This window comes from Akkermansia sp. N21116 (assembly GCF_029854705.2).
Taxonomy (GTDB): Bacteria; Verrucomicrobiota; Verrucomicrobiia; order Verrucomicrobiales; family Akkermansiaceae; genus Akkermansia.
In genome coordinates, this window is record NZ_CP139035.1 from 2,269,404 (window position 1) to 2,285,264 (window position 15,861).

Here is a 15,861-nt window from a genome sequence, read left to right on the forward strand (position 1 = left end):
ATGGGGCTCTTTGTTATATATATTAGTTCAACAGATAGACCTGCCCGGCTTTCGGGACAATGATCTTTGTCTGCGGGAGTTCCAGAGTCAGCCTCGTACGCATCCATTCGAGAGCTTCTGGATCTCCATGGACAAGAACGATCTGGGAGGGATTCAACTTTTTGGCATAGCCGATCAAAAGTTCCCGGTCGGTGTGACCGGAAAAGTCGAAACTGTCGATTTCACAATTGACGGGTACGGGATGGGCATTCGGACGGAGTTTGACCGTTTCTCCGTGAGGAATTGTCTTTAGTAAACCGGCCGGAGAATCCGGGTCGCAATAGCCGACAAAGAGAATCGAGTTTTTCGGGTTGGGAAGAATCTGGTCGGACAATGTGTTGGAGAGAGTCTTTTCCGTCATCATTCCGCTGGAAACGAGGTAGATGTTACCAGGTTCACAACGCATTGGTCCGCGAGCCTTTTTAGGCAACGGGGTAATGACTACTTCATCCTTGATCAGGAACCCGGCATCCATCCGGCGGGTTTTGGAGTCGAACAAATCATACAGTCGCGTCACCTTGGCACTCAGTCCTCCATAATAAACCGGCGTTTTAGCCGGAATCCACCCTTCCTTCTTGAAGCGGTGGAGATTATAGAGCATTTCCTGGCTTTTACCGAGAGCAAATACAGGAATCAGAACAATGCCTCCACGGGCCAACGTATCGGAAATCCTGGCAGCAAACCTTTTCAGTTCCCCTTCCCTCGTGTAGCCCTCCGGGCGTTTTTGGAGTCCGCGCGTGCATTCCATGATCAGGGTATCGACTCCGTCTTCAGGGAAGTCCGCTCCGGGAATCAAACTTTGGTTTTCAAATTGGACATCGCCTGTATAGAAGATCGAATGGCCAGTTGCGCTTTCCAGATAGACGCCGGCTGATCCGAGGATGTGACCGGCATCATGGAATGTAGCCAGAACGTCCTTGTTGAATCCGACGCGGAAGGCTTCATTACAAGCCTTGGTCTGCCAGCTTTCCGACAAACGGTCCAATTCCTGATGCGTAAAGAGGGGGTATTCGACGATGCCGAACTCCAGTCGCTTGGAACTCATGACATTGACGGAGTTATGCAGCATGACCTCTGAAACGGCTGCCGCCGCTGGCGTCATAAATACTTCCGCTCCCGGCTGTTTATCCTGCAAAACGGGAAGTGTGCCCAAATGGTCGAGATGGGAATGTGAAATGAAAATTGCTTCCAGAGAACCTTCGTCAATCAATCCGAATTCAGGGATAGCCGCCAGTCCTTCCTTTTTAGGGTGCATACCGGAGTCCAGCACCACTTTGGTTCCTTCAATGTCCAGCAGATAGCAGTTGGATCCGATTTCCTCGGCACCGCTAATGTTCGTAAAACTAATCATTATGAGCTAAAAAGCATAGACCTGCCCCCATCCTTTGTCAATCCGGGCGCATGACACCATCTCAATTTTAGCGGTTCATCTCGCTGACTGGCCCCGTAGCGTTGTGCTCGTCAATAATACGGTCTATTTCCTTGAAGTCCGATGAAGGGAGATCTCCCGGCACCGTGTTTTTGACACTGGATGTAGCGTTCCCGAATTGCATGGCCTTGAACGGATCCCCGTATTTCAGCAATCCGAAAAGAACACCCGATACATAGGCGTCACCGGATCCGATGCGGTCAATGACGTCAATTCCCTGGTACGGTTTTTCCGTGTAGAAGGTATCCTCTGCGGCACTGTAGAGAACCGAAGTGAAATCGTGTTTGCGCGGACTGATGACAGTACGCTGGGTGGAGGCGATGATCTTGATGCCGAATTCGTCGGCATAACTCTTCATGATATCGTGGAGGGTTCCTATTTTCCGGAACATGCGACGACTGGATTCCTCGGAAACAAACAAGACATCTACCATCGGGAGGATACTCAGAATTGTTTCCCGGGCCGTGTCCTCATCCCAAAGGTTGGCCCTGTAGTTGACGTCGAAGGAAATCATGGCGCCCTGCTCTTTGAAACGGCGGATCAATTCCACGGCGACATGACGCATGTTTTCGCACAGGGCCAGACTGATGCCGCTTGTATGGAACATGCTGGCGGAGGAATAGACGCCATCCGGAATCTCATCCAGGCTGATCCGTGTGATGGATGCTCCCTTGCGATCATAAACAATCGTTGGTTTCCGTGGAGCGGCTCCCATTTCATAGTAATAGGTACCCAGACGGGCATCATCCGATGAATCGTACAGGAGGAAATCGTCGGATACTCCGACGAAACGGATACGGTTCTTGATAAACGTACCGAGTTCGTTCTGGGGCAGGCGGGAAATAATCCCCGTTCTCAGTCCCAGAAGAGCAACTCCCGAGACGACATTCAACTCAGCTCCCCCAGCCCGCTTTTCGAAAATATCACCGTCCACAATACGTGCATGGCGTGGTGGCGAAAGGCGCAGCATCACTTCCCCGAACGAGATCAGATCAAATTCCTTGGTATCCATAAAAATCTTTGTTTTTTTACCGCAAACCGTTCCGGGGAACTGCGGTAACGCCCTTAAGTACATAGTCCAATTCATACGGATGTACAGATTTTTTCGATCATGCGCACGTGAAAATTGGGTTTTCTCTTTGAGAGAATCGTGGTATACATGAAAGTCACATGTCCGAGGAAGAACCGCATCCTGTCTTAACGTTGGAAGTGCCACCGCAAAAGCGAGCTGTCTGGGAAACGTTCATGGAGGAATATTATTTGTTGACCGGGCAACGCAAAATATCAATCCGGAACTACAGGGTTGCAGGTTGCCTGCTTATTGCGGCTTCCATCATGAACGACATCCCTTATTCTTCCTGTTTCCCCATCATTTTTTTTGGGTTAGGCCTCGCATTGATTATTCTTTCGACTTTGCCTCTTCATGCATGGAAATGGGCTCGTCAATATGCCTCCTATTTGTCGAAAGGGAGTTACGAAAAACGGTACTGTTTCGGGCATGATGCTCTGACCGTGACATTCCATGATCTGCTGTCGGAACGCATCCCCTACCCTCGTCTGTCAGGGTATGTCAGGCTTCCATCCGGGATTCTCATTAAATATGGAAAAGCCCGCATTATTGCCGTGCTCCCATGGGAAATCCTGACGGAAGAAACAACAAACCAGCTGAAAGATATTCTGGAATTCCATTCCATCCAACGGGAGACCCTGCAGATATGAAATTTCACATTCCACCATTTGACAAAAAAGCCTTCCGAGGCTTGTCCCGCATTTGGGTAGCCCGCCGCAGGAAGCTTCACTTGACTATTTCTTTTTTTATTGTTGCCGCTTTTTGTGTTTTGTTCAGAAATAACGGATATGGCATGCATCTGTTGATGCCTTCGGTAGCCTTGGTTGTTGCATGGTGGCGCCTCCAGCAGCTTTACACATGTGGAGGTATTCAGGCGATGAATACGGAATGCATTGGAGAAATCTCATACAATGTGGAACTGGATGAAGAAAAAATCCGACTCACAGCAAGTGACGGCCTGCATGCTCAATACAGTTGGGATCTGTTCACTTCCGTACGAGAAACGTCTGGCTTGTTCGTTTTACTCATTGACCATTTCCCCGTTCTGACTTTGACCAAGGCACACATCACTCTGGAACAGGTAGATGAACTGCGGTCTCTGGTTAAACGGCACAATCTTTCCATCAAGGGGAGATCGATACCGGATAAGTTGTTGTTCTCAATCATGACGATCATGATTATCGGATGTTTTCTGTGGATTCCGGAATCTTCCACCTCCTGTGAAGAACTCATGGACAAGGGCAACATGTGGGTAAAGGAAGATCCGACAAAGGCGTTGCAGTATTACGAAGAAGCGGCAAAACAGGATAACTTCCGTGCAATCAAGTCCGTGTATTCCATAAAATCCGACCCGGACACGTACCCGGATTTGTACGACCCGGAAGGAGCTCTCGCCCAACTGAGGCATGCCTCGGATCTAGGAAACACCTGGGCTGATTTTGAATTGGCGGACTTGTACCGCGATGGCCGCATGGTCGGGCAGGATATCTACGAAGCACTGAATATTTGGAATCTATATCCGAGGGTTTCAAAATCCCTCTTGAATATCGGTATCTGCGCTCGCGACGGCATTGGCATGGACCAGGACAAGGAGAAGGCTTTGATCATGTTTTACAAAGCATGGCTCAACCGATCGGGAACCAGTCTCGACGATGATATCCAAAATGCCATTGCTTCCATTCCGGAGAAAGAACGGGAAGTTATTCTTAAAAAGGGATTGGCCCAGGAAATGACCTGGGCCAGGATGATGCAGGTTATGGAATGGCAGGAACAGGGGGGTGAGGAAACCAGGAAGAAATCCTTTGATCTCCTTCAACAAATTGACATTGTTCCCAATGTGATGAAGGATGCCTACAAGTACGCCATGGGTATGTGCTATGACCATGGCTGGGGAACGCCGCCCAACCGGGATGAGGCCATGAAGTATTATATGGATGCCTTCTACCCGAAAACGGAAGAGTGCATGCGGAAAATTTTCGTTGCTGTTCTGAAAGAACGCGGTATTGTCGGCAATCAGCTGAAGGTTGATTATTCTCTCGGTGATGGCGAGACGAATTTCGTCGGAAAGTTGTATTCGAATTCTTCCGATGTCTTCTACGGATTTGAATTTTCCAAGGATGGGCGGCTAGTCCAGGTATTCCGGGAAGAAAACAACGTCAGGACACCGGTCATGCCGTCAGGGAAATAAAGCTTGCCATACCTGGCCCGTCCATGTAGGTATCGCCCCGTCATGACTGAGCTTTCATTCATTCCACCGTCAGACGGACAGGCAATTACCATGATGAACGGGCAGTTGCAGGTGCCCGACTGTCCTATTGTTCCTTTTATTATTGGCGACGGTTCGGCCCCCGACATCTGGGCTGCCGCATCGGGCGTGATCGACGCAGCTGTAGACAAGGCCTATGGCGGGAAACGGCAGATTGCCTGGTATGAGGTCTATGCCGGTCAAAAATCTTTCGATAATCTTGGGACCTGGCTTCCCGACGAGACGATGGAAGCGTTTCGTACGTATCTTATCGGGATCAAGGGACCGTTAACAACGCCTGTCGGCGGCGGTATCCGCAGTCTGAATGTCGCCCTGCGCCAGGGACTTGATCTTTTTGTCTGCCAGCGTCCCGTACGTTATTTCAAAGGAATTGAAACTCCGGTCAAGGCTCCTGAAAAGGTGGATATGGTCGTTTTCCGCGAAAACACGGAGGATATTTACGCAGGTATCGAATTCAAGGAAGGTTCGGAAGACTGCCGGAAGTTCATCTCCTTGATGCAGGAAACCTTCCCCGATCGATTTTCCAAAGTACGTTTTCCGGAGAGTTCCGGGTTCGGGATCAAGCCTGTTTCCCGTGAAGGAACGGAACGCCTCGTGCGTTCCGCCATCGACTATGCTCTGGCCAATGACCGCAAGAGTGTTACCCTCGTGCATAAGGGTAACATCATGAAATTTACCGAAGGTGGATTCCGCGACTGGGGCTATGCCGTGGCGGAACGTGAATACGGTGCCGAAAAGATTGGCGAAGGCCCATGGATGAGACTGCCTAACGGCATCCTTATCAAGGACAGCATCGCTGACGCTTTCCTGCAGGACATTCTCTTGCACCCCGAAGAATTTGACGTCGTCGCTACCCTCAATCTCAATGGAGACTATATCTCCGACGCTTTGGCAGCCCAGGTCGGAGGCATTGGCATTGCCCCCGGAGGCAACATCAATTACCTCACCGGACACGCCGTCTTCGAAGCTACGCACGGTACGGCGCCCAAGCTGGCCGGTTTGGACAAGGCTAATCCCAGTTCCTTCATTTTGTCCGCTGAAATGATGCTCCGTTACATGGGGTGGACGGAAGCGGCCGACCTGTTGATCCGGGCTATCGACGAAGTTATTTCCCGCAAAACCGTTACCTTCGATCTGGCGGAAATGATACCCGGCTCACGGGAGCTGAAATGTTCGGAATACGGACAGGAGCTGATCAGGGCTATCTTCTAGGTTTTCCATTCATTATTGGGGATTTCTGCTTTCTGAGAGAAGGAGGAATCCCCAATTTCTATTTCCGGCATTTTCCAATTCCGTCGGATTCTTTGTAAACAAGGACAAAAAAAACGATACTTTGACTTGCAATGAATTTGCGTTGTTACGGGATGCCGTGCTATTCTGAGAACCGAGATGTTCTTCAAGGGTAAGCAAATACTTTTCTATTCCGGAACAGTTCTGCTGATGATGTCAGCAGGCATAGTTTCCTCGTCCTTTGCCCAGCAACTCGACCAGGCGTCGCCCCAGGCCGTTCCTACATGGAAAGAAGTATGTCAAAAACTACCCTATTCCGGCTGGAGTACTCTAGAACTTCAAAAAGCCGCTCAGGAAGGCGACTACATGGCAGCCCTGGTTCTTGCACGCCATTGGATGCTTCAAGGCGATATGGGAGAAAACCGTTCCCCTGAAGCGATGGAGGCTAATTACTGGGCTGTAAAATGGCTGAATTGCGCCAAGCCATCCGAACATCCTGCTGTTGCTCTTTACCTGGATGCCTTGACCCATCCCGATGCATGGAAAGCGGAAAATCCCGAGGAGGAATCGGCAGAAATCAAAAAGCTGGTAGAAGCCTGCCGGGATCTGGCTCGTCAGGGAGACGTGTATGCGATGGATGCCCTGATCTCCCTTCTTCCCCCTCCTGAAGAAGAGGAATTCATCCACTGGGCACATGCTCTGACCAGTAAGGCGGATCATGGAGATATCCGTGCTGCCGCTTCCCTGGCCTATCTGTATCTTTTCAGCCAAGCCGCCGATGATGGAGATATCCAAGGAGGCATCAAATATGCCCGGGAAGCGGCAGAGGCAGGAGACCCGGAAGGCATGACTGTTTACGGCAAGGCTCTTCTGTATGATCTCGACTCGTCGAACCGGACGAAAGAAGGTCTTGAGTGGCTCCATAAGGCTGCCGACCTTGGGCAAATCGATGCGATTGAAATTCTCCTCAATACCATGCGTAATGCCGAAGAAAACGATCCCGAGGCTGAAGCCGCCGCCAAAGATCAGGAGAAAAAGTGGATACGCGCCCTGTGTGACCGCGGACAGCTGGATTTGCTCCTCAGCAGAGGTATTGAGCTGGTGGAGGAAGACAAGGACGCCCCGGGGGGGATCAGCATGTTGACCAGGGCGGCAGATCAGGGTAGCTTCGAAGCTCTCGATACTCTTTCCAAGTATTATCAGGATAATAATTACAACGTGCCGTGCGACGAGGACAAGTCCGTCCGCTACGCAACGGTTCTTGCCAACATGGGAGGAGTCACAGGCATGCTCAAGCTTGCAAAATACTACGAAATCGGCTTCGGTGTGCCACGCGACATCAATACGGCCCGGGAATGGGTGGAGAAAGCCGTCGCCCTCGGGTTTCCGGCAGCAAAGGTAGAATATGCCCGTTACATGATGAAGGGGATGGGAATGAAAGAAAATCCGGACCAAGCCTTCACGATGCTCAAGGAGGTGGAAGCCGGTTACCCCGACACTCCTTCTCTGGATTTCATGCTCGGTTACATGTACGAAGAAGGCATCGGTACGCAGCGCGATTTGACGACGGCCTACAAGTATTACACCCAGGGTGCGGAAAAAGGAGATACCAAGGCTATGAACAATCTTGCTTCCATGTGTGAACTCGGCTCCGGCATGCCCCGCAATCTGGAAGATGCCATCAAGTGGTATGGCGAAGCCGCCAAACTCGGCAACAAAGATGCCGAAGTCAACCTGAAGAGAGCCAAAGTGGCGGCGAAACGCGCCGGCTTTGTCGTGGAACAACCATGAAAACAACGAGGCAATATATTACAGACACATTCCGAAACCTCGTCCTTTTTACCCTACCCCTCGTTGTTGCCCAGCAGATCCTTCAGTTCGATATTGATATTTACTTATCCCTTCTGATCGGGATTGCATTCGGCATTCTGGAGGCATGGATCCTTTGGAAGTGGACTTTTCCCTGGGTGGGTGAGATCGTATCCGGTTTCTTTTATTCCTCCCACTCCAATGCGGGAGAAGACATCGAGGTAGAGGCAGCCCGACAGTTGGAACAGGCTGGCGACATACCCGGCGCCTGCCGGATTCTGGAACATTATGCCGAAACGCATAAAGGATTCATGCGGGCATGGGACATGTATATTTCCTTTTTAATTGATCCGATGGAGGACTATGTCCGGGCTATCGAAGTCTTGGAGAAATGCTCCCGTTCCCGTCGTTGGAACCGGGAAGACAGGGCTTTCTTTCTTTATCGCATCGGAAAAATCTACAAGACCCGTCTGAACCGTCCCGATAAAGCGGCCGCCTATTGGAGGGAAACCGCGAAACGGTATCCTAAAACGGCATTCGGACGAGAAGCCGCCAATAAACTGTAATCTCCTCTTCCCTCATTATTTCATTTTCCTATTCCCATCTTATGAGCGACGATTTTTTCGACTTATTCAACCCACCCGAAAGGCAGATGTCCTCCTCTACCCCTGTTGATCCTGCTCAATCGGTCTCCCAACAAATCGCATGGCTACGCAGTGAACTGGAACGTCATAATCGCTTGTACTACGAGGATGCTGATCCGGAAATATCGGATGCCCAGTATGATGCCATGTTCCGCGAACTGGAGGATATGGAGAAAGAGCATCCGGAACTGGACTCCCCCAATTCTCCTACCAGGCGTGTGGGAGGAGCTCCTCTGGAAGGGTTCAACCAGATCCGCCATGCAGTCCCCATGCTGTCCATTGACGATGTATTCGAACATCCGGACGAACTGGTTCCCGATGCAGAACTCATCGATTACTACGAACGCACGGTTAAAACCCTGGGGGTAGAAAATGTCCTGGTAACGGTCGAACCCAAAATTGACGGTGTCGCCGTTACCCTGATGTACAGGAACGGTTCCCTTGCCTATGCGGCTACCCGGGGGGATGGGGAGATAGGGGATGATATTACCTCCAACATCAGGACGATACGGAAAATTCCCCTGATTTTGCCGGCAGAGGCTCCCGAAATATTGGAAGTCCGGGGAGAGGTCTTCATGCCCAGCGAAGGCTTTGCCCGGCTTAATGCCGAGCGCGATCTCGAAGGATTGCCCGCTTTCGCCAATCCACGCAACGCGACTGCTGGTACGCTGAAACTTCTGGACTCCCGGCAAGTAGCCAGGCGGCCTCTATCCTTTATTGCCCATGGACTTGGCGATTACCATGGACCGGAACTGAAGTCTGCCTCGGATTTCTGGGCTCTCCTTCAATCCTGCGGACTCCCCTGTAATACTCCGGTTATCGAAGCGGCAACTCTGGATGAAGTACGGGAAGCAGTACGGCGCATTGACCGCGAACGCCATGGATTCCCTTTCGGTACCGATGGGGCTGTAGTCAAGGTATCCGATATGGGATTGCGCTTGAAGCTCGGAACAACGGCCCGTGCTCCAAGATGGGCTGCCGCCTACAAATTTCCACCGGAACAGAAGGAAACACTGTTAAAGGACATTTCCATCCAGGTCGGCAGGACGGGAGTATTAACCCCGGTGGCGGAACTGGAACCTGTCAATCTTTCCGGTTCGACGGTTTCGCGCGCCACTCTGCACAACCAGGATGAAATCGCGCGCAAGGACATTCGCATCGGCGATACGGTTCTTGTCGAAAAAGCGGGAGAAATCATCCCGGCCGTCATCAAAGTCAACATGGACAAACGTCCTGCCGGTTCTCAGCCTTATTCTCTCGTAGAAGCCATCCATGGAGTATGTCCGGCGTGTGGAAGCCCGATCTCCCGACAAGAAGGCATGGTTGCCTGGAAGTGTACCAACTTCACCTGTCCGGCCCAGGCTGTTTCCCGCATTTCCCATTTCTGTTCACGGGCAGCCCTGGATGTGGAGAGTATCGGTACCAGCGTGGCTGAAGCCCTTGTCGCCCGAGGCATAGCGCACTCCCCCCTGGATTTATTTTCCCTGAAACTCGATATACTTGCCAATTTGAACCTTGGCACGGAAGACGAGCCGAGACGATATGGAGAAAAGAATGCATTAAAAGCACTGGAGGCGCTCCGCCTATCACCCCATCTGGGTATGGAACGCTGGTTGATTGCTTTCGGTATTCCCCAGGTCGGAGAAGTTGTCGCCAAGTCCCTGGCGGACACACACCGCGATCTGGCAGATTTGGCCTCTTCCCAGTATCTGAACGACCTGCTTCGCCTCGACGAATTGGCAGCACAGCTCCAAGAAGCCAATCCCAAGACGCGAGCCAATAAAAAACGCATCAAGGAACATCCTGAGGATATGGAGACCATCCATGATGAATTTGCCCATCTGCTGCAAGAGTATTCCTCCCTGGCCGTCCCCTATTTGGAACGCGGCTACATCCGCGAGTTGAAGGGGAAGCAGGGGGGGATTCCTGCCTATGGATCGGATATCGGGCCGGCAGCATCACGGGAAGTACTGAACTTCTTTTCCTCCCAAGCCGGGCAAGACGTTCTGCGCCGGTTAAAGGAGTTCGGCATTGAGCCCACCTCCCAATCCTACAGATTCAATTTGCTGGAAACTCCGGCAGGCGCCTTGTCCGGCAAAAGTTTCGTCCTGACCGGAACTCTCAGTCAGCCCCGAAGTCATTTTGAGAAACTGATTACCGACAATGGAGGGAAAATTCTCTCCGCCATCTCCAAATCGACAGGTTATCTCCTGGCTGGAGAAGGTGGAGGCTCCAAACGTGACAAAGCCGTTAAGCTCGGTATTCCGATCCTCTCCGAAGAAGATTTCATGAACATGCTCAAATCCTGATCCCCCTCTCAATTCACCATGGCTACCATTATTCTAGGAGTCACCGGCTCCATTGCAGCATACAAGGCTGCCGACATTTGTTCCCGTCTCGTCAAATTCGGTCACGAAGTCCATTGTGTCTGCACGGCGAAAGCCCTCGAATTCATCACACCCCTGACCCTGCAGACTCTTTCACGAAACCGGGTGTTTTCCTCCTTTGAGGATGAGAAAGACGAGTGGATGCCGCCCCATATCGATCTTGCCGTCAAGGCGGACTTGTTTGTCGTCGCCCCTGCATCGGCCAATACCATCTCCAATATGGCGCGAGGGGCCGCTCCGGACATGCTAACATCTACTTATCTGGCTACGCGGGCTTCCGTTCTCATCTGCCCGGCTATGAATACATGGATGTGGGCTCACCCCGCCACTCAAGAGAACGCAAGTATTCTGGCCGCCCGGCCCAAGCACCACATTCTGGGACCGGCAGAGGAAGGAGTTCTCGCATGCGGAGTACGGGGTGCTGGAAAACTCGTCCCTGTCGACGACATTATCCTGAAAATCCAAGACCTTCTTTCGTGAAGAAAGCCATAAATAGCTCACTTTTTCCTTTTTCCCGTGCTTATGATTGCCTATCATCGGTTTCATGAAAGCACTGCCTCTTCTTCTGACGTTCGTGTGTTTAAGCTCCTGCGAAACGAAGTTTCCCGTCAGTTTCCACATGGAAGATACGCAGGATATCGGAAGAGCGTTCGGAACGAACGATAAATTTACCATTCGTCAAGGAACTCAGACCTTTGAAAAAGCGCCGTTTATTTCCCAGAAAGATTTCGAAAGCTACCGTTCCTTCCGGGCAGAAGATGGAACATTCGGTGTTGTCTTCAATGTGAAAAAGCCCCTTTGGTCACGGGTGGAAGCCACCACAACACAAAATCTCGGCAGCAATATTTTGCCCATGGTCAACGGGCACCCCATGGAATTGATCCGTCTCTATAAGGAACCTATCAGGAATGGCAAACTTGTCGTCTGGGGTGGTTTTACTCCTGCTGATCTGGCAGTCCTGGCCGAAGTCGTGCCCCCTTTGGATCCCGAACGGGAAAAACCCGTACTGGATCAGGCATCTTCCTCCAAACCCAACCTGAGTATCAGCCCGCAGGAATGGGCTGAAAAGGAAAAGGAAAAAAACGAACGTAAAGTTATCTCCGAAAAACGGGGACGGTTCTAAATATCCGCTCGTTTACCCTTCCCACATTCGTACTTTTAGTTTCCCGTGGCTTCATTCAGGAATATTCTTGCCGGAATCAGCATCACCATTGCAGCATCCTGCATGGCGGTTCCGGCTCATGCCATCCTGTTAAGGCTGCCTACGGCCAATGACGCACTCTTTCGCAACAAGCCGGAAGATTTCTTCATGTATGTCGACCGTACGTTCGAGGGCGTCAAAAGCAAACCTTGGGAGGGTGGCCAATACGGCTTCACCCGTACTCTTGTCCGGACACAAGCAGGGCCGGTCGCTACAAAATTTCATGAAGGCATTGACATCAAACCTCTGAAAAGAGATGCCACGGGTGCGCCTCTTGACATGGTGCACCCTGTTGCCGGCGGACGCGTCGTCCATGTATCCGACAACCCAAGGGACAGTTCCTATGGGCGTTATGTCGTTATCGAACACACTCTGCCGGATGGCCCTCTTTACAGCCTGTATGCCCACCTGGCCTCGACGAATTGCAAGCCTGGAGATGTCGTTGGTACCGGCAATACTATTGGGAAGCTGGGGTATTCCGGTGTCGGTATCAACAAGGAGCGAGCCCATGTTCATTTGGAACTCTGCCTCCTGCTGAACAGGAACTTTCAGAAGTGGTACGACGGGCGTAAACTCGGCACACCAAACAAGCATGGTATTTTCAACGGATTAAATCTCTCCGGATTCAATCCAGTGGATGCCCTCATGATTTGCAAGGACGGAACACCCTTCAACCTAAGCCAATACATTTCCGGTCTCCCTCCCCAATATACGGTTCGCGTACCTAATGCGGGGACTCCCGACATGGTAAAACGATATCCATTTCTGCTCAAACAGGGATCGAACAATCCCGCTTCCTGGGAGATTGCCCTGACTGATTCCGGAGTACCTGTTTCCTTCACGCCTTCGGCGGAGCCATGTGCCGAACCTATTGTCATTAGTGCCGTGCCTCACCCCTTTTCACAGCTTTACAGAACGGTCAACCGAGTGAAGGGCTCCAGCAAAGCCCCCATCCTGACACCCTCCGGGAAAAGTTACATCAAACTGTTAACCATGAGTGCTCCGGAAAACTCGTCGGACAACTGACCACCAAGACAATTCGTCCATGTACCTACTGCTTTCATCACCCTATCTCTCCACGGCAACCAGAAAAGCAGCACATGCCTGTCTGATCGGCATGATGGCCGGCCTCTATATGGCTGTGGCTCTCCCGGCACAGGCCGAACCGGAACAATCCGAATCAGGAACGGCAACGGGAGACGGCATTAAAATCCCCGGAGCTTCCTTTCAGGAAGGATTGAAATCACTCCGCAGCAATGTCCCTCTTGTTGCAGCTCGCCATTTCAGGAAATCGCTCGATGCCAATTCTAAAAATTGGTCACGGGAACAGATAGTCATTGTCAGTCAATATCTAGCAGAATCCCTGATCCGCGGAGGGAGCTATCAGGAAGGGTTGGAACTCCTTTCTTCCCTGCCTCAGAATCCGGCCAACAACTACTGGACTGCTATCGGATTGATTGGACAGGGATCTCTGTCTAAAGCCCTCCAATGGCTCGTACGGACGGACTTGTCTCAATCTCCGGAATGGGTCCCGTACTTTCTCCAGGTACGAGCGGTTATTGCCGGTCGACTGCATGATTACCAGTTACTTCAAGCCAGCCTGGCTTCCCTGGTTGCTCTCAATCAAGGGGAATTGTCCGCCCGGGCCGCTGTCTGGCTTGCCGACTTCCAGATCAGGAAAAAAGAATATGAGCAAGCAGCAAAAACTCTGGCCCCCCTCCTGAAATCGCCGTCTACTCCCGAGGCTGGATCCGGACAACCGACTCCCCGTGAAGAACCTTCATGGATGGCCGTCATCAAGCCTCTTGCCCAAGTCGTACATGCCAATCTTCTCGCCAGCCAGGGACAATGGGACGAAGCCCAAAACGAACTGAAAACGCTTGCTTCTGCCAAAAATGCTCCGGACAAGGTAAAAGACTTGGCTCTTGTCGCCTCCGCCTTTCTGAAAATCGAACGGGAAAATGCATCTTCCGGTTCGGAATCCTCCTCCCCTGCCCCTGCTTCTACGGGAAGTGCAACTACGGACAATACGGATTATATGGGAGAAGACCAACTTCTTGCCTTCATTTCCAGCAATCCTGATTCCGCTCTTTTGACGGATGTCTTTTTAGTCCTGATGCGGGAAAAAACGTTTTCTTCCAATCCGCAGGCTTTGGAAAAGCTGACGTCTTGGGCGAACGGTTCCGACAATACCCGCCAGCCTCTGGCTGCCTATGCCCTGTGCGATGTCCTGGCAGGAAAAAAGGACTATGAGGAAATAATCGACCTGATCAGGAGAACTCTTAAAAAATCTCCCGCCAATCCTGTTTCCGAATCACTCTTGTTGAAAGCGCTCGGTATCCTGCTCAAGCAGGGACTTGTCGATCAGGCCGATGCGTTGATCAAAGAATTTCCCGGCTTCAAATCCGCTGCAGTCCGCTTCGAGGCCGGACGGATTGCCTATGAACAGCAGCGTTTCGATGATGCCCTCAATGCGTTCAAATCCGTAATTAGAACCGGAGGAGGAGACAATCTCATTTCCTCCGCCCTCTACAATGCCAACCTGACGGCACTGGAACTGGCGGATAAGAGTTCCCTTAAGGATGTGATGCAACAAACGGTAATGGACTCCAAATTGCGAGAAGCCCTTGCCTATGAGCAGGCTCACTATTCCGCCCAGAGGATGATGCCGGAGGCTCTGGAAGAACTTCGGAAAATGATCGCCGACTATCCCTCTTCACCTTGGGTGATTCCTGCCCGCCTCGACATGGCGGAAGTCATGCTGAACCTCAATCCTCCGGATGTAGACGGAGCCGTCCAGCAAATATCCCTGCTGAAAGAGGACGACATGGATGAAGAACAAAAATTGCGCCTCATTCGCTTGAATATTATGGTTCCGGAAATCCGGCAAAATTGGGCGGAAGCTATTTTTACCGCGCGCAAGGCTTTGAAACAGTATCCCAACGCTCCGTGCGCCGATGCCATTCAATTGAAACTGGGAGAACTGCTCTATAAGAACGGCAGCTTCAACGAGGCTCTCCTTGTGCTGCAGCCATTCGCTTCACAATATCCCGATTCCGACTTGCAACGCGCAGCCCTGTTTCTCGCAGGCAAAGCTGCGGAACAATGCAATACTCAGAGTTCTCTGGATACGGCCCTGACCCTGTTCCGGCAACTGGCTCATACGCCGGGCAAGCTGGCTCTCTCCTCGGAACTGGAAATTGCCACCCTCCTCCTCAGAAGCGGCAAGTCCCGCGAAGCTATTGCATCCTTGAACGAACTTCTTCAGCGTAAATTACCATCGACCATCCGCCTCCAGGCACTTTCCACAGAAGCCGATGCCTGGGCCTCTCTGGGAGAATCCGATCCCGAATCCCTGACCAAAGCCCGGGAATTCTGCACGAGGATGCTTGAGATGCCTAACATTCACCTCTACTGGAAATTTAAAGCGCTTTCACAACGAGCCCAGTTTGCCGAAAAGCAAGGAGATATGGAGGCCGCCCTGCATGATTACTCGACTATTCTCCAATACAAGCCCGACCCTCATTCCGTGGATAAGCGCGATTGGTACTGGTTCTACAGCGCCGGTTTTGCTGCCTTGCATATCCTCGAGCTGCGTCAAGATTGGCAGGCTGCCTTGAATCTTGCCGTCCGTCTTTCCAAAACAACCGGACCCAAGGCACGTGAAGCCGCCAACAAGGCACGCCGCATCAAGCTTGAGCATTTCATCTGGAACGATCCTGAAACGGATGCCGTATCCCAGCCAACCGAGGAGGAAACGAAACTCGCCCCTCCTGCGGCACAGTAA

12 protein-coding genes are annotated in these 15,861 nt (G+C 51.6%); 10 read left to right on the forward strand and 2 right to left on the reverse strand.

The window, feature by feature from the left end; translation table 11 throughout:
* Positions 1-22: 22 nt before the first annotated feature.
* Positions 23-1,390 carry an MBL fold metallo-hydrolase gene (locus QET93_RS08835; RefSeq protein ID WP_280126252.1) on the reverse strand — a complete coding sequence of 456 codons (1,368 nt, stop codon included), beginning with the start codon at positions 1,388-1,390 and terminating at the stop codon, positions 23-25.
* A gap of 67 nt (positions 1,391-1,457) precedes the next feature.
* A complete protein-coding gene (locus tag QET93_RS08840) occupies positions 1,458-2,480 on the reverse strand; it encodes a sugar kinase (protein ID WP_280126253.1) in 1,023 nt (340 codons plus the stop codon).
* Positions 2,481-2,638: 158 nt separating this feature from the next.
* Between QET93_RS08840 and QET93_RS08845 the strand changes: the two genes are divergently transcribed.
* The 10 genes from QET93_RS08845 to QET93_RS08890 all read left to right on the forward strand — a co-directional run bounded on the left by QET93_RS08845 (position 2,639) and on the right by QET93_RS08890 (position 15,861).
* On the forward strand, positions 2,639-3,187 hold the full coding sequence (locus QET93_RS08845) for a hypothetical protein (protein WP_280132143.1): 549 nt from the start codon (positions 2,639-2,641) through the stop codon (positions 3,185-3,187).
* Positions 3,184-4,725, forward strand: coding sequence for a YcxB family protein (locus QET93_RS08850; protein WP_280132142.1), 1,542 nt, complete (start codon positions 3,184-3,186; stop codon positions 4,723-4,725). The genes QET93_RS08845 and QET93_RS08850 overlap by 4 nt, the downstream gene beginning before the upstream one ends.
* A gap of 42 nt (positions 4,726-4,767) precedes the next feature.
* The gene (icd, locus tag QET93_RS08855) at positions 4,768-6,015 is read left to right on the forward strand and encodes an NADP-dependent isocitrate dehydrogenase (RefSeq protein WP_280126256.1); all 1,248 of its coding nucleotides are present in this window, start codon (positions 4,768-4,770) and stop codon (positions 6,013-6,015) included.
* A gap of 228 nt (positions 6,016-6,243) precedes the next feature.
* Entirely contained in the window at positions 6,244-7,824 is a 1,581-nt protein-coding gene (locus QET93_RS08860; protein WP_280132141.1) for a tetratricopeptide repeat protein, read from the forward strand.
* Positions 7,821-8,408 carry a tetratricopeptide repeat protein gene (locus tag QET93_RS08865; protein WP_280132140.1) on the forward strand — a complete coding sequence of 196 codons (588 nt, stop codon included), beginning with the start codon at positions 7,821-7,823 and terminating at the stop codon, positions 8,406-8,408. Before QET93_RS08860 ends, QET93_RS08865 begins: the two co-directional genes overlap by 4 nt.
* An 86-nt stretch (positions 8,409-8,494) precedes the next feature.
* The gene (ligA, locus tag QET93_RS08870; RefSeq protein WP_322189950.1) at positions 8,495-10,795 is read left to right on the forward strand and encodes an NAD-dependent DNA ligase LigA; all 2,301 of its coding nucleotides are present in this window, start codon (positions 8,495-8,497) and stop codon (positions 10,793-10,795) included.
* Between the two features lie 18 nt (positions 10,796-10,813).
* A complete protein-coding gene (locus QET93_RS08875) occupies positions 10,814-11,353 on the forward strand; it encodes a flavoprotein (protein ID WP_280126260.1) in 540 nt (179 codons plus the stop codon).
* Between the two features lie 64 nt (positions 11,354-11,417).
* Complete coding sequence (locus tag QET93_RS08880; protein ID WP_280126261.1) at positions 11,418-11,996, forward strand: hypothetical protein; 579 nt, start codon at positions 11,418-11,420, stop codon at positions 11,994-11,996.
* Between the two features lie 45 nt (positions 11,997-12,041).
* Entirely contained in the window at positions 12,042-13,100 is a 1,059-nt protein-coding gene (locus tag QET93_RS08885; RefSeq protein ID WP_280132138.1) for a M23 family metallopeptidase, read from the forward strand.
* 19 nt (positions 13,101-13,119) lie between these two features.
* Positions 13,120-15,861: a tetratricopeptide repeat protein gene (locus tag QET93_RS08890; protein WP_280132137.1), complete on the forward strand. Its 2,742-nt coding sequence runs from the start codon at positions 13,120-13,122 to the stop codon at positions 15,859-15,861.

Excerpts from the sequence above, each read along its gene's own strand:
- QET93_RS08850 (WP_280132142.1), top strand. The coding sequence starts at position 3,184 with ATGAAATTTCACATTCCACCATTTGACAAAAAAGCCTTCCGAGGCTTG.
- QET93_RS08845 (WP_280132143.1), top strand. The coding sequence starts at position 2,639 with ATGTCCGAGGAAGAACCGCATCCTGTCTTAACGTTGGAAGTGCCACCG.
- QET93_RS08865 (WP_280132140.1), top strand. The coding sequence starts at position 7,821 with ATGAAAACAACGAGGCAATATATTACAGACACATTCCGAAACCTCGTC.
- QET93_RS08860 (WP_280132141.1), top strand. The coding sequence starts at position 6,244 with ATGATGTCAGCAGGCATAGTTTCCTCGTCCTTTGCCCAGCAACTCGAC.
- QET93_RS08875 (WP_280126260.1), top strand. The coding sequence starts at position 10,814 with ATGGCTACCATTATTCTAGGAGTCACCGGCTCCATTGCAGCATACAAG.
- QET93_RS08890 (WP_280132137.1), top strand. The coding sequence starts at position 13,120 with ATGTACCTACTGCTTTCATCACCCTATCTCTCCACGGCAACCAGAAAA.
- ligA (WP_322189950.1), top strand. The coding sequence starts at position 8,495 with ATGTCCTCCTCTACCCCTGTTGATCCTGCTCAATCGGTCTCCCAACAA.
- QET93_RS08835 (WP_280126252.1), bottom strand. The coding sequence starts at position 1,390 with ATGATTAGTTTTACGAACATTAGCGGTGCCGAGGAAATCGGATCCAAC.
- QET93_RS08880 (WP_280126261.1), top strand. The coding sequence starts at position 11,418 with ATGAAAGCACTGCCTCTTCTTCTGACGTTCGTGTGTTTAAGCTCCTGC.
- QET93_RS08840 (WP_280126253.1), bottom strand. The coding sequence starts at position 2,480 with ATGGATACCAAGGAATTTGATCTGATCTCGTTCGGGGAAGTGATGCTG.
- icd (WP_280126256.1), top strand. The coding sequence starts at position 4,768 with ATGACTGAGCTTTCATTCATTCCACCGTCAGACGGACAGGCAATTACC.